16 protein-coding genes are annotated in these 15,066 nt (G+C 71.1%); 13 read left to right on the top strand and 3 right to left on the bottom strand.

What is annotated here, in order from left to right; all coding sequences use genetic code 11:
- The first annotated feature begins 12 nt into the window (after positions 1 to 12).
- From ACXJKA_RS04030 to ACXJKA_RS04020, 3 genes are read left to right on the top strand one after another with little or no spacing between them, the layout of a single operon-like run.
- Positions 13 to 1,158, top strand: a complete 1,146-nt coding sequence (locus ACXJKA_RS04030) for a Gfo/Idh/MocA family protein (protein WP_456823926.1) — start codon at positions 13 to 15, stop codon at positions 1,156 to 1,158.
- Between the two features lie 2 nt (positions 1,159 to 1,160).
- On the top strand, positions 1,161 to 2,162 hold the full coding sequence (locus ACXJKA_RS04025) for a sugar phosphate isomerase/epimerase family protein (RefSeq protein WP_456823885.1): 1,002 nt from the start codon (positions 1,161 to 1,163) through the stop codon (positions 2,160 to 2,162).
- A 55-nt stretch (positions 2,163 to 2,217) separates the two neighbouring features.
- Entirely contained in the window at positions 2,218 to 2,631 is a 414-nt protein-coding gene (locus ACXJKA_RS04020) for a pilus assembly protein CpaE (RefSeq protein ID WP_456823884.1), read from the top strand.
- Between the two features lie 13 nt (positions 2,632 to 2,644).
- Here the strand turns inward: ACXJKA_RS04020 and ACXJKA_RS04015 are convergent, their stop codons facing one another.
- A complete protein-coding gene (locus ACXJKA_RS04015; RefSeq protein WP_456823883.1) occupies positions 2,645 to 3,049 on the bottom strand; it encodes a nuclear transport factor 2 family protein in 405 nt (134 codons plus the stop codon).
- A 172-nt stretch (positions 3,050 to 3,221) separates the two neighbouring features.
- On the opposite strand from ACXJKA_RS04015, the gene gatC reads away from it, so the two are divergent.
- The 4 genes from gatC (at position 3,222) to ACXJKA_RS03995 (ending at position 7,195) form a co-directional block, all read left to right on the top strand.
- Entirely contained in the window at positions 3,222 to 3,521 is a 300-nt protein-coding gene (gene gatC, locus ACXJKA_RS04010) for an Asp-tRNA(Asn)/Glu-tRNA(Gln) amidotransferase subunit GatC (RefSeq protein WP_456823882.1), read from the top strand.
- Positions 3,518 to 5,032: an Asp-tRNA(Asn)/Glu-tRNA(Gln) amidotransferase subunit GatA gene (gatA, locus tag ACXJKA_RS04005; protein WP_456823881.1), complete on the top strand. Its 1,515-nt coding sequence runs from the start codon at positions 3,518 to 3,520 to the stop codon at positions 5,030 to 5,032. The genes gatC and gatA overlap by 4 nt, the downstream gene beginning before the upstream one ends.
- The gene (gatB, locus tag ACXJKA_RS04000) at positions 5,029 to 6,525 is read left to right on the top strand and encodes an Asp-tRNA(Asn)/Glu-tRNA(Gln) amidotransferase subunit GatB (protein WP_456823880.1); all 1,497 of its coding nucleotides are present in this window, start codon (positions 5,029 to 5,031) and stop codon (positions 6,523 to 6,525) included. The genes gatA and gatB overlap by 4 nt, the downstream gene beginning before the upstream one ends.
- A 124-nt stretch (positions 6,526 to 6,649) precedes the next feature.
- Positions 6,650 to 7,195 carry a GNAT family N-acetyltransferase gene (locus tag ACXJKA_RS03995; RefSeq protein ID WP_456823879.1) on the top strand — a complete coding sequence of 182 codons (546 nt, stop codon included), beginning with the start codon at positions 6,650 to 6,652 and terminating at the stop codon, positions 7,193 to 7,195.
- A gap of 6 nt (positions 7,196 to 7,201) precedes the next feature.
- Here ACXJKA_RS03995 and ACXJKA_RS03990 read toward each other — a convergent pair whose 3' ends face one another.
- Positions 7,202 to 7,795 carry a TetR/AcrR family transcriptional regulator gene (locus ACXJKA_RS03990; protein WP_456823878.1) on the bottom strand — a complete coding sequence of 198 codons (594 nt, stop codon included), beginning with the start codon at positions 7,793 to 7,795 and terminating at the stop codon, positions 7,202 to 7,204.
- A 101-nt stretch (positions 7,796 to 7,896) separates the two neighbouring features.
- Here ACXJKA_RS03990 and ACXJKA_RS03985 point away from each other — a divergent pair, with 101 nt between their 5' ends.
- Positions 7,897 to 8,913: a hypothetical protein gene (locus tag ACXJKA_RS03985; protein ID WP_456823877.1), complete on the top strand. Its 1,017-nt coding sequence runs from the start codon at positions 7,897 to 7,899 to the stop codon at positions 8,911 to 8,913.
- Here ACXJKA_RS03985 and ACXJKA_RS03980 read toward each other — a convergent pair.
- The gene (locus tag ACXJKA_RS03980; protein WP_456823876.1) at positions 8,910 to 10,250 is read right to left on the bottom strand and encodes a cryptochrome/photolyase family protein; all 1,341 of its coding nucleotides are present in this window, start codon (positions 10,248 to 10,250) and stop codon (positions 8,910 to 8,912) included. The two genes, ACXJKA_RS03985 and ACXJKA_RS03980, sit on opposite strands and share 4 nt — an antisense overlap.
- A gap of 36 nt (positions 10,251 to 10,286) precedes the next feature.
- Between ACXJKA_RS03980 and ACXJKA_RS03975 the strand changes: the two genes are divergently transcribed.
- The 5 genes from ACXJKA_RS03975 (at position 10,287) to ACXJKA_RS03955 (ending at position 14,978) form a co-directional block, all read left to right on the top strand.
- Positions 10,287 to 10,544: a hypothetical protein gene (locus ACXJKA_RS03975; RefSeq protein ID WP_456823875.1), complete on the top strand. Its 258-nt coding sequence runs from the start codon at positions 10,287 to 10,289 to the stop codon at positions 10,542 to 10,544.
- A 34-nt stretch (positions 10,545 to 10,578) separates the two neighbouring features.
- Positions 10,579 to 11,241, top strand: a complete 663-nt coding sequence (locus ACXJKA_RS03970) for a VOC family protein (RefSeq protein WP_456823874.1) — start codon at positions 10,579 to 10,581, stop codon at positions 11,239 to 11,241.
- Between the two features lie 529 nt (positions 11,242 to 11,770).
- Positions 11,771 to 13,066, top strand: coding sequence for an extracellular solute-binding protein (locus tag ACXJKA_RS03965; RefSeq protein WP_456823873.1), 1,296 nt, complete (start codon positions 11,771 to 11,773; stop codon positions 13,064 to 13,066).
- Between the two features lie 8 nt (positions 13,067 to 13,074).
- Complete coding sequence (locus ACXJKA_RS03960; RefSeq protein ID WP_456823872.1) at positions 13,075 to 14,091, top strand: carbohydrate ABC transporter permease; 1,017 nt, start codon at positions 13,075 to 13,077, stop codon at positions 14,089 to 14,091.
- Entirely contained in the window at positions 14,091 to 14,978 is an 888-nt protein-coding gene (locus ACXJKA_RS03955; protein WP_456823871.1) for a carbohydrate ABC transporter permease, read from the top strand. The genes ACXJKA_RS03960 and ACXJKA_RS03955 overlap by 1 nt, the downstream gene beginning before the upstream one ends.
- Positions 14,979 to 15,066: the final 88 nt, after the last annotated feature.

Here is a 15,066-nt window from a genome sequence, read left to right as displayed (position 1 = left end):
CTGGGCGTGGGCATGATCGGGTACGCGTTCATGGGGATCGCGCACTCGCAGGCCTGGCGCAACGCACCCCGGTTCTTCGACCTGCCGATGCACCCCGACATGGCCGTGGTGGCCGGTCGTTCTCCGGAGGCCGTCGAGGCGGCTGCCGCGAAGCTCGGGTGGGCGAGCACCGAGACCGACTGGAAGGCGCTCGTCGCCCGCGACGACGTCGACCTGGTCGACATCTGCACCCCGGGCGACACCCACGCCGAGATCGCGATCGCCGCGCTCGAGGCCGGCAAGCACGTGCTGTGCGAGAAGCCGCTGGCCAACTCCGTCGAGGAGGCCGAGGCGATGGTCCGTGCGGCCGAGGCCAGCACGGGCCTGGCGATGGTGGGCTTCACCTATCGCCGCGTGCCCGCGATCCAGCTGGCCCGCTCGCTCGTCGCGGACGGCCGCATCGGCACCGTCCGGCACGTGCGCGCGCAGTACCTGCAGGACTGGATCGCGGACCCCCAGGCGCCGCTCTCGTGGCGGCTGGACAAGCAGAAGGCCGGCTCGGGGGCGCTCGGGGACATCGGCGCGCACATCATCGACCTCGCACAGTTCGTCACGGGGGAATCCGTCACGGGCGTGTCCGCGGTGCTCGAGACGTTCGTGAAGGAGCGACCCGTCGCCGACTCGTTCGGCGGCCTGCACGGGACCGCGTCGAGCACGCAGGTCGGTCCGGTCACCGTGGACGACGCCGCGATCTTCCTCGGCCGGATGTCCGGCGGGGGCCTGGCGACGTTCGAGGCCACGCGGTTCGCGTGGGGCCGCAAGAACGCCATCCGGCTCGAGATCAACGGGTCGGCCGGCTCGCTGGCGTTCGACTTCGAGGACATGAACGTCCTGCACTTCTTCGACGCGTCGCAGCCGGCCGCCGAGGCCGGCTTCCGGCGGATCGTCGTCACCGAACCCGAGCACGCCTACGTGGCTGCCTGGTGGCCCGCGGGCCACGGCCTCGGGTACGAGCACGCGTTCACCCACCAGGCGGTGGACCTCATCACCGCGATCGCCGAGCACCGGCAGCCGGTGCCCAGCTTCGCCGACGGCCTCGTCGTACAACGCGTGCTCGACGCGGTGGAGCGGTCCGCCGCGAACAACAGCACCTGGACACCCGTGAACAAGGAGAGCTGACGATGACCCGACCGATCACCCTGTTCACCGGCCAGTGGGCCGACCTGCCGTTCGAGGAGGTCGCGCGCCTGGCGTCCGGGTGGGGCTACGACGGCCTCGAGATCGCGTGCTGGGGCGACCACCTGGACCCCTGGCGCTGGGACGACGACGAGTACGTGGCCGGCAAGCTCGCGCTGCTGGAGAAGTACGGGCTGAAGGTCTACGCGATCTCCAACCACCTCAAGGGCCAGGCCGTCTGCGACGACCCGATCGACCAGCGGCACCGCGACATCCTGCCCGATGTCGTGTGGGGCGACGGTGACCCCGAGGGCGTCCGGCAGCGGGCGGCCGAGGAGATGAAGCACACCGCTCGGCTCGCCGCGAAGCTCGGCGTCAAGACGGTCGTGGGCTTCACCGGGTCGAGCATCTGGAAGTACGTGGCGATGTTCCCGCCGGTCTCGCAGGAGGCCGTGGACGCCGGTTACCAGGACTTCGCCGACCGCTGGAACCCGATCCTCGACGTGTTCGACGAGGTGGGCGTCCGGTTCGCCCACGAGGTGCACCCCAGCGAGATCGCGTACGACTACTGGACCTGCGTGCGCACGCTCGAGGCCATCGGCCACCGCGAGGCGTTCGGGCTCAACTGGGACCCGAGCCACTTCATCTGGCAGCAGCTGGACCCGGTCGACTTCATCCTCGAGTTCGCCGACCGGATCTACCACGTCGACTGCAAGGACGTGAAGCTCCGGCTGGGCAACGGACGCAACGGCCGCCTCGGCTCGCACCTTGCGTGGGCGGACCTGCGTCGCGGGTGGGACTTCGTCTCCACCGGACGCGGTGACGTGCCGTGGGAGGCGTCGTTCCGCGCGCTGAACTCCATCGGCTACGACGGCCCGATCTCGGTCGAGTGGGAGGACGCGGGGATGGACCGGCTGCTCGGTGCGCCCGAGGCGCTCGAGTTCGTGCGGCGCAACGCGTTCGACCCGCCCGAGGCCGCGTTCGACGCCGCATTCAGCGCGCGCTGACCGCCGGCGGCGCGACTGTCAGGACACCCGGGCGCAGGCGACGGATACTGGTGGAATGATCTCGGGCGCGCTCGCGCAGCAGCTGCACGAGGCCGGGCTGCGCTGGCACCCGCGCCCCGGTGACCGGTTCGCGGTCCGCACGCTCGAGGACCAGGTGTTCACGATCTCCGACATGGTGGTCGAGCCGCACGACTACCCGACGGGCACGGTGCTGGGGTTCAACGGCACGACCGAGTGGGCGCTCGACTCGGTGGCGCAGGAGGACGCGCTGTGGCTGCCGCGCGAGGACCAGCTGCGCGACCTGCTCGGGGGCACGTTCCGGAGCCTCGCCCGGTCCACCTACGGCGGGTACCAGGTGCTGATCGAGGTCGCCGGACGACCGGAGCAGGTGTTCAGCGCCGAGGAGGCGGCCGACGCCTACGCCCAGGCGCTGCTGGCGCTCGTCCTGGCGGCGGCCGGCCGGGTCTAGCCGTAGCCGGCACTCACGGGGGTGGCGCGGCGGGGCGCGCATCCCGCGACTGCGTGCCGAGAGGCAACCGAGTGATCGACATGTACAACCTGATAGCGACGATGCCGTCGGGCGTGAGGTCGTAGACCAGGACGTACGGGAGCCGGTCTGCTGGCATGGCCCCAGCGACGACCGGCAGGCAGTCGCCTTCGATCATCGCGGCGTCGTCCTCGACTATGTACGTGCGCGTCGTGAGCTCACCCATCTGCACGTGCAGCGTGCGGACGAAGGCCGTCACCGCGGTCCGGCCGTGGAGTCGCTGGCCCGTCTCCTCGTTGATCCAGGTGACGTCCTCGGTCAGGTGGCGACCGAGGTCACCGTCCTTCAGGTCCCCGAAGTAACGCGCCATGAGCGCCCGAGATGCTTCCGTGGTGTTCATCCCGTCCACCCGCTCACCGCAGCTCCGACGTGCACTGGTATGGCCGTGCTCCGCGTCGTCGAGGCGATGTTCCTCTGCCGTCGACGGGCAGCACAAGGTGGGCAGCTCGAGCGCGCGGTCCAGATCTCAGCTCGCTCCGGGCGGGAGGCCCTTCCCGACTAGACTCCGACCCATGTCCACCCTCTCTCGCGACGAGGTCGCGCGCGTGGCGGGCCTGGCACGGATCGACCTCACACCGGCGGAGCTCGACCGCCTCGCGGGCGAGCTCGACGTCATCGTCGAGTCGGTCGCCCGCGTGAGCGAGATCGCCACGCCCGACGTGCCGGCCACCAGCCACCCCCTGCCGCTGACCAACGTGTTCCGGCCCGACGTCCCCGTGGCGCCGGTCGACCGGGACCTGGTGCTGGCGTCCGCGCCCGCCCAGATCGACGGCAAGTTCGCCGTGCCGCAGATCCTGGGGGAGGACTCGTGAGCACCGACCTCGTCCGCCTCTCCGCTGCCGCGCTCGCGGACAAGCTGACCGCGAAGGAGGTGTCCAGCGTCGAGGCGACGCAGGCACACCTCGACCGGATCGCCGACGTCGACGGCGCCATCCACGCGTTCCTGCAGGTCAGCGCGGATGCGGCGCTTGCCACGGCGGCCGACGTCGACGCGCGGCGCGCCGCCGGGGAGTCGCTGCACGCGCTCGCCGGCGTGCCGATCGCCGTCAAGGACGTCGTCGTCACCAAGGGCCTGGAGACCACCGCGGGATCGAAGATCCTCGCGGGCTGGATCCCGCCGTACGACGCGACGCTCGTCGAGAAGATCAAGGCCGCCGGGCTGCCCATCCTGGGCAAGACCAACATGGACGAGTTCGCCATGGGGTCGTCCACCGAGCACTCGGCCTACGGCAACACCCACAACCCGTGGGACCTCGACCGGATCCCCGGCGGCTCCGGCGGCGGGTCCGCCGCGGCGGTCGCCGCGTACGAGGCCCCGCTGGCCATCGGCACGGACACCGGCGGCTCGATCCGTCAGCCCGCGGCCGTCACCGGCACGGTCGGCGTGAAGCCGACCTACGGCGGGGTGTCCCGGTACGGGCTCATCGCGCTCGCCTCGAGCCTGGACCAGGCCGGTCCGGTGACCCGCACGGTCCTCGACTCGGCGCTGCTGCACGAGCTCATCGGCGGCCACGACCCGCGCGACTCCACGTCGATCGACGAGCCGCTGCCGGCGCTGGTCGCGGCCGCCCAGCAGGGCGCGAAGGCCGACCTGTCGGGCGTGCGCGTCGGCGTCATCCGTGAGCTGCAGGGCGAGGGCTACCAGCCCGGCGTGCTCGCGCGGTTCGAGGAGTCGCTCGAGCTGCTGCGCGGCGCGGGCGCCGAGATCGTCGAGGTCTCCTGCCCGCACTTCACGTACGCGCTCGCGGCGTACTACCTGATCCTGCCGGCCGAGGCGTCGAGCAACCTGGCCAAGTTCGACGGCATGCGCTTCGGGCTGCGCGTGATCCCCGAGGACAACCCGACCGCCGAGCGCGTCATGGCCGCCACCCGGGGCCAGGGCTTCGGCGACGAGGTCAAGCGCCGGATCATCCTGGGCACCTACGCCCTGTCCGCCGGCTACTACGACGCGTACTACGGCTCGGCGCAGAAGGTCCGCACGCTCATCCAGCGCGACTTCACAGCCGCGTTCGAGGCGGCCGACGTGCTGGTCTCCCCGACGGCGCCGACCACGGCGTTCAAGCTGGGCGAGAAGCTGGACGACCCGTTGGCCATGTACCTCAACGACGTCGCCACCATCCCGGCCAACCTCGCGGGCGTGCCCGGGCTGTCGCTGCCGAGCGGCCTGTCCGACGACGGACTGCCGGTCGGGTTCCAGGTGCTGGCACCGGCCAAGGCCGACGACCGGCTGTACCGCGTCGGTGCCGCGCTCGAGGCGCTGCTGGAGAACGAGTGGGGCGGGCCCTTGCTGCTCAAGGCTCCTGAGCTGGAGGTGGCCCGATGAGCACGCTGGTCGACTACGACGACGCCGTCGCGCGCTACGACACGGTCATCGGCATCGAGGTGCACGTCGAGCTGGGCACGCGTACCAAGATGTTCGACGGCGCCGAGGTGACGTTCGGCGCCGAGCCGAACACGCAGGTCACGCCGGTGAGCCTGGGCCTGCCCGGCGCGCTGCCGGCCGTCAACGGCGTCGCCGTCGAGTACGCGATCCGCATCGGGCTCGCGCTGAACTGCTCGATCGCCGAGACCTGCCGGTTCGCGCGGAAGAACTACTTCTACCCGGACGTCCCGAAGAACTTCCAGACGTCCCAGTACGACGAGCCCATCGCCTACGAGGGCTGGGTCGACGTCGAGCTGGACGACGGCAGCATCTTCCGCGTCGAGATCGAGCGCGCGCACATGGAGGAGGACGCCGGCAAGAACACGCACATCGGCGGCTCCGACGGGCGCATCCACGGGGCCGAGTACTCGCTGGTCGACTACAACCGCGCCGGCATCCCGCTGGTGGAGATCGTCACCAAGCCGATCACCGGCGCGGGGGAGCGGGCGCCCGAGGTCGCGCGCGCCTACGTGCAGACGCTGCGCGACATCTTCCGGGCGCTCGACGTCTCCGAGGCGCGGATGGAGCGCGGCAACGTGCGGGCCGACGTGAACGTCTCGATCCGACCGACGCCGGACTCGCCGCTGGGTACCCGTACGGAGACCAAGAACGTCAACTCGTTCCGGTCGGTCGAGCGGGCCGTGCGCTACGAGGTCAGCCGCCAGGCGGGCGTGCTGGACGACGGCGTCGCGATCATCCAGGAGACGCGCCACTGGCACGAGGACACCGGTACCACGGCGTCCGGCCGCGTGAAGTCGGACGCCGAGGACTACCGGTACTTCCCGGAGCCGGACCTGGTCCCGATCGCCCCGGACCGCGCGTGGGTCGAGGAGATCCGCGCGGGGCTGCCCGAGCTGCCGGCCGCGCGACGCCGGCGGCTGCAGGGCGAGTGGGAGTACGCCGACGCCGAGATGCGCGACGTCGTCAACGCCGGGGCCGTCGAGCTCATCGAGACCACGATCGCCGCGGGTGCCAGCCCGGCCGCCGCGCGCAAGTGGTGGATGGGCGAGCTGGCCCGCACGGCCAAGCAGCAGGAGGTCGAGCTGGCGGACCTGCCCGTGACGCCGACCCAGGTCGGGCAGCTGCAGAAGCTGGTCGACGACGGTCGGATCAACGACAAGCTGGCCCGTCAGGTGCTCGAGGGCGTGCTCGCGGGCGAGGGTGACCCGGAGACCGTGCTCGTCGCGCGCGGGCTCGAGGTCGTGTCCGACGACGGCCCGCTGCTCGAGGCCATCGACGCCGCCCTCGCCGCGCAGCCCGACATCGCCGAGAAGATCCGGTCGGGCAACCTCGGCCCGGTCGGCGCGATCATCGGCGCGGTGATGAAGGCGACCCGCGGGCAGGCCGACGCCGGCCGGGTCCGCGAGCTGCTGCTGGAGCGCATCAAGGCCTGAACCACATCGGCAGCGCCCCACTCTGCTCACACAGGGCGGGGCGCTGACCGCTACCCGTGATCGCCCGGTAACGTCCCTGGCACACCCACGCCGTAGCGTTCGCGGTCGGCGACAGGAGGCAGCGATGGAGAAGCCCACGCTCCAGGGCGAGATGATCGTGCTCCGACCCATCCGGGCGAGCGACGCGGACGGGATGTGGGAGTCGGTCAACGACGCCGACGGCAACCGGCTCACGGGCACGACGCGGGTGTTCACGCGCCAGGAGATCGACGACTGGTGCGCGACGATCTCGTCGGTCGACGGCCGGATCGACCTCGCGGTGACCGCGAACGCGTCCGACGAGTACCTCGGCGAGATCGTGCTCAACGAGATCGACGAGGTCGTGCGGTCCGCCAACCTGCGGCTCGCGATGCGGCCCGGCTACCGCGGCCGCGGGTACGGCACCGAGGCGATCCAGCTGATCCTCGGGCTGGCCTTCGACGGGCTCGCTCTGCACCGCGTGGAGCTCGACGTGCTGAGCATCAACGCCCGGGCCAAGTCGCTCTACGAGAACCTCGGGTTCCGGGTCGAGGGCCGCAAGCGCGACGCCTACCGCGACGGACCCGGGTACTGCGACGCCATCATCATGTCGCTGCTCGAGGACGAGTTCCGCGCGAGCCAGATCCCGTAGCCACGGTCAGCGGGGCAGGTACTTCTCCACGCTGGCCAGGTAGGCCTCTCCGTCGAAGTCTCGAACGATCGACGCCTGGACGACGTAGCCCTGCACGGCGGAGATGAGCAGCGGCACCTGCTCGTCGGCGAGCGCCGCGGCCTCGTCGGCGGGTGTGCCGTGCGTCCGCTGGTGCCAGAGCGACACGTACGCGGTCAGGGTCGCGCGCAGCCGCACGATCACGTCGTAGGCGAGCGCGTGCACCTCCGGGTCCGACATGCCCTCGCCCCACAGCTGCAGCATGATCCCCGGGCTGCCGAGCGAGCCGAGCATGCCGTCGATCAGCACGCGGGGGAGGGCCGGTGGCGGCGCCATAGGATCCACCTGCGCGAGCCGCTCGATGTCCTGGATCCGGGTGCCGACGACGCGGGTCGCCACGTCGACGACGATCGCGCTCTTGCTCGGGTAGTGCCCGTAGATGGCCCCGGCGGACAGCCCGGACTCCCCGATGATGTCGGCCATCGACGTGGCCTGGAACCCCTTGCGACGGAACGCTCGCAGCGCGGCGTCGGCGATCTCGTCGCGGCGGGCGGTGCGGTACTCCTCGGTGACCTTGGGCACATCTCACTATAAAAACGAATGATCGTTCTTGACAAACGAAGGTCAGCGGGTCGACGGTTGTCTAGAAGAAGGAACGTTCGCTTTTAGTGAAAGGACCCGTCATGCACACGCAGCCGCACACCCCGTGGCGTCGTCTGCTCGGCCTCGGTGCCGGGCTCGCCGCCGTCCTCACCGTCCTGGCACTCGCCTTCCTGTGGCCGGCCGTGACGTCCGAGCCGCGCAACCTGCCGGTCGCGGTCGCCGGGCCCGCCGCCGCGGTCGCGCCCGTCGCGCAGGGGCTCGACGAGCGCGCGCCCGGCGCCTTCGACGTCGTCTCCGCCACGGACCGCGCGGCGGCCGTCGACCTCATCGAGACCCGGGAGGTCTACGGCGCCGTCGTCCTCGGCGCGCAGCCGGAGATCCTCGTCGCGTCGGGCGGCAGCCCGATCGTCGCGCAGCAGCTCACGGCGCTCGCGCCGGTCCTCGCGGAGCAGACGGGCTCGACGGTCCCCGTCACGGACGTCGTTCCCCTGAACGCGGGAGACCCCCGCGGCGCGATCCTCGGTGCACTCACGTTCCCGCTGGTCATCGGCGGGATGATCGGCGGCATCGCGATCTCGCTGCTGGTCGTCGGCGTGTGGCGCCGGGTCGCCGCGGTCACGGCCTACTCGGCGCTCGGCGGTCTCGCGGTCGCGGGCGTCCTGCAGGGTTGGTTCGGTGCGCTGGCCGGCTCGTACCTGGTCAACGCCGGGATCATCGGGCTCGCGATCCTGGCCATCGGCGGCGTCATCGTCGGGTTCGTGTCGGTCGTCGGCCGCCCCGGCATCGCGATCGGACCGGTGCTCTTCCTGCTCGTCGCCAACCCCATCGCGTCGGCCGCCCAACCGTGGCAGATGCTCCCCGCGCCGTGGGGTGCCATCGGCCAGTGGATGCCCCCGGGCGCCGCCGCCGCGCTGCTGCGCGACGAGTCGTACTTCCCGGCCGCGGACACGACGAACCTCTGGATCGCGCTGGCATGCTGGGCACTCCTCGGGCTGCTGCTCGCGACCGTCGGCCACTTCCGCAACACCGGCGCCGCCACGCACGCCGCCCTCGAGGAGGCGTCCGAGGACGCCACCCCGGAGCTGGTGGACGCCTAGTCCCGACGTCCGCGGTGGAAGTCGTCGAGGGCCACCTTGCGCTCCGCCGCGTGGTCGACGATCCGGTCCGGGTACGCCCCGGGCGCCTCGAGCCCCAGCCGCCACGGCTGGTGCACGGCGCGCCCGGGGATCCCGCGCAGCTCCGGCACCCACTGCCGCACGTAGGACCCGTCGGGGTCGAACTTCTCGCCCTGGGTCACCGGGTTGAACACCCGGAAGTACGGCGCGGCGTCGCGACCGGTGCCGGCCACCCACTGCCAGTTGAGCTGGTTCTGCGGCACGTCGCCGTCCACCAGCCACTGCATGAAGTGGGCGGCGCCGCGCTGCCAGCGCACGTGCAGGTCCTTGACCAGGAACGACGCGACGACCATGCGCACCCGGTTGTGCATCCAGCCGAGCGCACGCAGCTGGCGCATGCCGGCGTCGACGAACGGATAGCCGGTCCGTCCGGCCGCCCACGCCGCGAACGAGGCGTCGCCGTCGTCCCACGAGTCGTCGGGCACGACTGCCCGCAGCGACCGGTGCGTCGCGCCGGGGTGGTGCCAGAGCACGTCCGCGTGGAACTCCCGCCACGCGAGCTCGGACCGGAACGTCGCGACGTCGAACGGCGCGGCAACGAGGTCGGCCAGGAGCGTCCGCGGGTGCAGCTCGCCGTACTTCAGCGGGATCGACAGCATCGAGGTGGCGTCGAGGTCGGGCCGGTCACGCAAGGTCGCGTACTCCGCCAGGTCGCCGTGCAGGTAGGACGCCCAGCGGTCGTGCGCCGCAGCCTCGCCGGCGTGCGGGAGACGCACGTCGGTCGCGGGGGCGTCCGGGACGCCGTCGGATCGGACGTCGGCCCACCGCGCCTCCGGGACCGGAGCCGGGGATGCCCAGCCGTGGTCGAGCCACGCGCCGCGGAACGGGGTGAACACCTGGAACGGCGTGCCGCCCTGCGTGGTGAGGCGGCCGGGAGCGACGGCGTACGGGGAACCGGTGCGGACCAGGGGGACGGAGAGCGCCCGCTCGACGGCGTCATCCCGGCGGCGACCGTAGGCCTCCGTCGCCGCGGTGACGTGCACCGCCGGTGCGCCGACCTCGCGAGCCACCTCCGGAACCACGTCGACCGGGGACCCGTGCCGCACCACCAGCCGCCCGCCGATCGCCGCGTCCAGCGCCCGCAGGCTGTGCGCGAGGTACGCCAGGCGGGGCGCGCCGGACGAGCGCCACAGGGCGGGGTCGACGACGAACAACGGCACGACCCCGTCGTCGTCGGCCCGAGCCTGCGCCACCGCCGCGAGCAGCGCGGGGTTGTCCGCGAGCCTGAGGTCGCGGCGGAACCAGTGGATCGAGGGCACCCGGCGACGGTAGCCGCGGCCCGATCGGGGCGCGCGGTGGTGCACCACCCCGGCGGCGAGGCCGCGATGGGCCAAGGAGCGGCGCGCAGGCGTGCGGCCCAGGGGGCTCGGCGCAGACGCCGCCGCAACGCGATCGCCGCCCAGGTCATCCACGGCACGCCGGACGCGTACTTCGGCACGATCGCGCTCATCGCGCTCGCGTTCGCCGGCGGGATGTTCGCCCTGGCGCCCTGGGTCACGCGGCACATCAAGGCGGGCGCCGACTCGGAGTCCGAGGCCGCGCTGCAGCACTGAGCGACCGTGGGTGACGGGTGGCAGGGTGGACGCCATGGCTGACACCACGCTCCTGCGCCACGCCGCCGTCACCGAGGCCGTCGACCCGCGGCACTGGCGGGTGCTCCTGCGGACCCTGCGGGCCACGTTCACGGCTCCCGACTTCACCACGGCCGCCGCGTTCGTCGCGCGGATCGCGTCGGCCGCCGACGAGGCGAACCACCACCCCGACGTCGTCCTGCGGTGGGGTCAGGTCACGGTGACGACGTCGAGCCACGACGTCGGCGGCCTCACGCAGCGCGACGTCGATCTGGCGGCCGCGGTGAGCGCGGCGGCCGACGAGCTGGGCCTGGCGGGTGACGTGGCCCGCAGCGAGATCCTCGAGCTGGCCATCGACGCCCTCGACATCCCGGCCGTGCTGCCGTTCTGGGCGGCCGTCATGGGATACGAGGTGACGGGCGACGACGAGGTCACCGACCCCGCGGGGATCGGCCCGGCCATCTGGTTCCAGCAGATGGATGCGCCGCGGCCGCAGCGCAACCGGATCCACTTCGACATCACCGTCCCGCACGACCGGGCGCAGGAGCGCATCGCCGCGGCGATCGCCGCGGGAGGTCACCTGGTCAGCGACACGCGTGCGCCGGCGTTCACGGTCCTCGCCGACGCCGAGGGCAACGAGGTGTGCGTCTGCACGTGGCAGGACCGGGCGCAGGCCTGAGATCAGGCGCGAGAGCAGCGGATCGGCTTGGAGGGTGACCCGGGGCCTTCGGGCCGCGCGGCGGCGGGCACCGTCCAGCCGCACCGTCACGGGCAGCAACAGCGTGGTCGACGTCGCGCCGGGGAGCTGACATCGTTATTGATAACGTTATCGAATCGTGAGGCCCGCGCCGCTGCCCGATCCCGGGTCGGCCGGGGCGCCCCGGCCGACCGTTGCGCCCGGACCGCGACACGAGCGTTAGTAAAACGTTATCGATAACGTTTGACGATGCGCCCGGGTCGATGCCAGAGTGGCGAGTGCGCCCACCGTCAGCGGAGACCGGGCGTATGTGAATGAAGAGACTGCACCACTTACAACGGTGGTGCCGCCCTTGCCAGGCGGGCGCAGAACCGGCGGCGATGCCGGCCTGTGGCGGTGACGAGCAGTGCGGGCAGCACGGCTGACCCGGGTCCGCCCGGGCGCAGCGGCGGTTCGCCCAGCAAGGGGCCAGCTTTCCACTCTGTGCAACTCGACGAAGAGGACAGATCTCATGATTGCTCGCAAGCTCCTGGCGGTCTCAGCCGCCATGGTGATGGGTGCCGCTGGGCTCACCGCCTGTAGCGGTGGCGATGACGGCGGCGACGGCGGGTCGTCCGGCAGCGGCGACACCCAGATGACCTTCTGGCACAACTCCACCACCGGTGAGGGCAAGGCCTACTGGGACTCGACCGTCAAGGACTTCGAGGCCGCGAACCCCGGCGTCACCATCAAGATCCAGGCCATCCAGAACGAGGACATGGACGGCAAGCTCCAGACCGCCCTCAACTCGGGCGATGCCCCCGACATCTTCATGGCGCGCGGTGGCGGCAAGCTGGCCGACGTCGTGGAGGCCGGGCAGGCGCAGGAGGTCCAGGTCGACGACGCGACGAAGACCGCGGTCGGCGACGCGGCGTTCAAGGCCTTCACCATCGACGACAAGGTCTACGGCATGCCGATGTCCATCCTTCCGGGTGGCATCTACTACTCGAAGGACCTGTTCACCCAGGCGGGCATCACCGACACGCCGAAGTCGATCGAGGACCTCGAGGCGGCGGTCGACAAGCTCAAGGCCGCCGGCATCCAGCCGATCGCCCTCGGCGCCAAGGACGCCTGGCCCGCCGCGCACTGGTACTACTTCTTCGCCCTGCGCGCCTGCACGAAGGACACGCTGGACAAGGCCGCGGCCGACATGACGTTCGACGACCCGTGCTGGAAGAAGGCGGGCGACGACCTCGAGGCGTTCTCGAAGACCTCGCCGTTCAACGAGGGCTTCCTGACCACCTCCGCCCAGCAGGGTGCTGGTTCGTCGGCCGGTCTGGTGGCCAACCACCAGGCCGCGATGGAGCTCATGGGCGCCTGGGACCCGGGCGTGATCGCGTCCCTCACCCCGGACAAGAAGCCCCTGGGCGACCTGGCCTGGTTCCCCTTCCCGACGACGAGCGGCGGCAAGGGTGAGGCCGGCGCCATGATGGGTGGCCTCGACGGGTTCTCCTGCTCCAAGGACGCCCCGCCGGAGTGCGCGAAGTTCCTCAACTTCGCGATGCAGAAGAAGTACCAGGAGGGCTACGCCAACGCGTTCCACACGCTGCCCGCCAGCCAGGAGGCCCAGGGCGTCGTCACCGAGCCGGCCCTGAAGGACGTCCTCGCGGCGTACAACGACGCGCCGTACGTCTCGCTGTGGCTGGACACGCTGTACGGCCAGAACGTGGGCAACGCGCTCAACACCGGCGTGGTGAACCTGCTCGCCGGCCAGGGTGACTCGGCCGCGATCGTCAAGGGCGTCGAGGACGCCGCAGCGAAGGAGTAACACCCACCATGAGCAACTCCTCGGGCGAGGGCAATCTCGCCGTGACATCCTCGCCCGAGGGTTCCTCGGCGATCGGGGACGGCGCCGACACGGCGTCGTCCCCGGTCTACCGGGTCGGGACCTCGCCGTGGCGGCAGCGCTTCGAGATCTCCCTGCTCGCGGGCCCCGCCGTCCTGATGTTCCTGACGTTCGTCATCTTCCCGGTGATCCTGGGCGGGTACTACGGCTTCTTCAAGTGGAAGGGCTTCGGCCCGCCGACGGACTTCGTCGGGCTGCAGAACTACGTCACGATCCTGCAGGACACGACGTTCCACGACGCCGTGCGGCACAACTTCGTCATCGTGATCCTGTCCCTGGTGCTCCAGGGCCCCGCCGCGGTGCTGCTCGCGCTCCTGCTCAACCAGAAGATGCGCGGCCGCTCGCTCGTGCGCGTGCTGATCTTCGTGCCCTACGTCATCTCCGAGGTGATCGTCGGCACCGGCTGGAGCCTCATGCTCCAGACCAACGGCGCGGTCAACGACCTGCTCACGAAGATCGGGTTCCCGAACTGGACGGTGGACTGGCTGTCCGACCCGAAGGTCGCGATGGCCTCGCTGATGGTCATCATCACGTGGAAGTACATCGGCTTCGCCGTGATCCTGTTCCTGGCCGGGCTGCAGAGCATCCCGGAGGAGCTGTTCGAGGCCGCGGCGATCGACGGGGCGAGCTACTGGCAGACCCAGCGGCGGATCACCCTGCCGCTGCTCGGCCCCACCATCCGGATCTGGGCGTTCCTCTCGATCATCGGAGCCCTGCAGCTCTTCGACCTCGTGTACATCATCTGGGGCCAGTACGTGGCCGCGACGGCCGGGACCTCGACCATGGCCACCTACATGGTGGTCAACGGCCGCAACGCCGCGAACTACGGCTACGGCAGCGCGGTCGCGGTGGTCCTCTTCATCATCTCGCTCATCGTCGCGCTGACCTACCAGCGGTTCGTGCTGCGGCGCGACACCGAGGGTGCCCTGACGGAAGGAAAGAAGTGATGACGGCGACTACGGCGCCCCCGCTGAGCCCGACGGCCCCGCGCCCGGTGGCCGGCCGCAAGCGGCCGAGCCTGTCCCGTGCCGGCTGGGCCACCTACGTCGTGGCGTGGGCGCTGGTCGGCCTGTGCATCGCTCCGGTGCTCTACATCATCATCGGCGGCTTCCGGACGAACGCCGAGATCACGGTCGACCCGTCGGGCTTCCCGTCGAAGTGGCAGCTCGTCAACTACACCGAGGTGCTGAGCAGCCCGATCTTCTGGCGCCAGCTGAGCAACTCGGTGATCTGCGCCGTCGGCACCACGATCGGCGTGGTCGTCCTCGGCGTGGCGGCCAGCTTCGTGCTCGCGCGCTACAAATTCTCGGGTCGGGCCGCCCTGTACGCGCTCTTCGCCGCCGGGCTGATGTTCCCGATCACCGTGGCCATCACGCCGCTCTACATCATGATCCGGGGCCTTGGCCTGAGCGACAGCCTGGCGGGCATCATCCTCCCGCAGATCGCTTTCGCCCTGCCGGCGACCGTCATCATCCTCGTGCCGTTCCTCCGGGCGATCCCCAAGGAGCTCGAGGAGGCGGCGTCGATCGACGGCGCGAGCCGGCTCGGATTCTTCTTCCGCATGGTGATCCCACTGTCCATCCCGGGCGTGGTGACCGTCGGGATCCTCGCGTTCATCGCCAGCTGGAACAGCTACATCCTGCCGCTGTTCATCCTCAACAACGAGAACAGCTACACGCTCCCGCTGGGGGTCCAGGCCTTCGCGTCGCAGTACTCCGTGGACACTGCGAGGGTGCTCGCGTTCACGTCCCTGTCGATGATCCCGGCCCTGTTGTTCTTCACGCTCTTCGAGCGCCGCATCGTCGGCGGCCTCACCGGCGCGGTCAAGGGCTGACCGGGCAGGAACCGGCGTCCGACGACGGGCGCGGCCGGCGCCGCGTCCGTGGTCGCGCGGCCCGTGCCGTCCGCCGACCAACGCACCA

It is taken from the genome of Cellulomonas sp. P5_E12 (assembly GCF_054049315.1).
Note: the sequence above shows the minus strand (reverse complement) of the source record. Positions and strands in the feature narration are given on the sequence as shown.